1 protein-coding gene and 1 pseudogene are annotated in these 2,337 nt (G+C 45.0%); both read right to left on the bottom strand.

Annotation, left to right across the window (positions count from 1 at the left end; genetic code table 11):
- The coding region (locus QUB12_RS37055; protein ID WP_333311076.1) for a hypothetical protein at window positions 1-293 on the bottom strand (293 nt) is incomplete at its 3' end.
- 340 nt (window positions 294-633) lie between these two features.
- Window positions 634-2,337, bottom strand: a pseudogene (locus QUB12_RS37050) (hypothetical protein); the annotation flags it as partial.

Here is a 2,337-nt window from a genome sequence, read left to right as displayed (position 1 = left end):
CTATCTTTTTCTATGAAACCTACTTCTCGATACCATTCCCGGTAATCCCGCTTGATTTTAGCTTTGAGACGGTTGGCGGCTAAAGTTTCCAATTGTTTGGGAGATGGCTTTCTTTTGGGTCGGCAGGATTCGGGATTGTGGATATCGTAGAGAAACACATCGTATTTTCGAGTTGGGATAACGCCTGAAGGTTTTAGAGGCGATAAACCAAGCTCACCCAATTGCTTTTTAGTTTTGAGATGTTCTGGTGGCTCATTGGATTCGCCCCACCAACTGTATTGGGTTAGCTCCATGTTTGACAGCTCGATATCAAAACAGCACATTCAAAATATAGTTTGATTTGTGGCACGGGAGAACCCACGCAACAACTAACAAAATAATACCATCGAAGTAGAAAACCCCCAGATTGGGGGATGAGTCGCCCGCTGCAAAACTAAACGACAATCTAATGATTTTATCAAATAAGCGTCACTATCTGTAAATTAAAACAACCAATACTACCTCGGTTCAAGGTATCCGCAGCAGCTAACATCCCTCCACTTTTCATTCTTTAGCATCGGCTGTTAAAGCTTGGCATTAAATCTCTCAAAGTTCGTCTGCCTGGTCTGATTATACCCAGGATTGTTCAGGTTTTTACCTATCCAAGAAATCGGCAAAATGTGCAATCAAAGCCGCCGTTCCGTATTTGCGAATCAGGTAAATAAATACGGGCTTGCCGACGCTTGAATACGAACGAGGCGAATCCTTATCTGGTTTGGTGCATTTCAGGACATTTTTAATAATATCAGAGGCATTGCGACTCGTATCTAGATACGCTAATACCTGCTCGAAAAGAGCTGATTCCGTTGTTTCACAGAAGTACCTGGATACGAGAGACGCGCCATCTCGAATCGGGTACTCTTTATCTAGTAAGGGTTCTAGAGGTATCCCACCGCCCTTTGGGGTTTGGGGTGTGGATACGTCAGATTCTTGCGTATCCCGCTCTGAATGCTCCCCTGTTTCAGTAATTTCTGATGATTTAAAAGTCTCTTCAAGGCGCTGTTTTGCTAGTTCCCAAAGTTTTTCTGGGTCATCAGTTTCGCTGGTTTGGTCAACTCCCATATTCTGTTTATTGGTATCAGCGGTTGGCTCAATTGGCTCTTTTACCAACTCTCGTTTCCATTGGCTCAAGTCGGGTACAACAGCGGGGAATTCGCCTAATTCGCAGCTAATCCATGCCGCTCTATTTCCCAGCGATTCCAAGTAATCTCGCACTTGTTGGTATTTGGCGTATTGCTCGGAGTCCTTGGGGAATTTGTTGCGGTAGGATTCACATTCTTCTACAGCAAACTTACCCATGTAAATGCTACAGAAACACTCAGTTAAATCGCTTTCACCCTCCAATCCCCAAGTTACAACTTGTCTGCCCTGCGCTAAAGCAAAGATGCGGATGTTGGTTTCCCTGGCTAAAGTAATCATTTCACCCATAATTTGCTTGGCACTGAGAGAAATAATCTGTTTGGTTTTGCTAGCGACAATCGCTCTTACATTACGCGAAATTGCTTTCCATTCATCAACAGCTACATTCCAAATGGGTGAATCAATCCCCTTTGCCATTAATGCTGTACGCCGTACTCTTTCACCTTGCAATGCTTCCAAAGAGGAGCGGATAGCTTTGTAATCTTCAGGCACTCCTATTACATCCAAGCCAATCCATTGATGCGGCCACCGTTTGACCGTAATTACCGACTGCTTTTGGGATGGCATCACATCCATCAGCCAATCAAAGAGCGTGGTTTTTCCGCCATTTGTGGGTGCAACTCCTCTCAAGTGAGGAAACATCTCAGGAGTCTCCCTAAACTGCTTCCAATCAAAGAACTTCACTCCTAAATTGGGAGTTACTGGCAGTTCTACGCCCAATAACTGATTGTTATTTTGGGCGGATTCTGTGTTTGATAGGAGTTCCGCATTTTCAACTTCATCGGACTTTGATTCTATTGGAGCGGGTAAAGATGCGGGTAAAGATTGGGGAGTGGCGGCGGTTAAAGCCTCCAACAGTTCGGGATTCTTCTCCAAATAAAGCGTGTTGTAGCCGTCATAGAGTTCGCGCTTGAAGTCCTTCACTCTCAAGTCAGCAGCAATCGCTGTTTTCTGGATTTCTTCCTCATCCAAAATGTCGCTGGTAGTTGCTTCTAATTGCTTTTGCCGTGCCTCAAATATCGCAGCCTCTTCCTCACTCTTTCTCTGCTTTACCGATGCTGCACCCGATGTGAAATAACCCGCACCAAAGCTGATTGCAGCAATTACGCCGGATGTAGTACGCAGCAGCCCCCAGCCTTGATGCAGCTTCACAAACTT

This window comes from Microcoleus sp. B7-D4 (assembly GCF_036705125.1).
In the GTDB taxonomy this organism is placed as follows: Bacteria; Cyanobacteriota; Cyanobacteriia; order Cyanobacteriales; family Microcoleaceae; genus Microcoleus.
The sequence above is the reverse complement of the archived record's forward strand: the minus strand, read 5'-3'. Positions and strand labels throughout refer to the sequence as shown.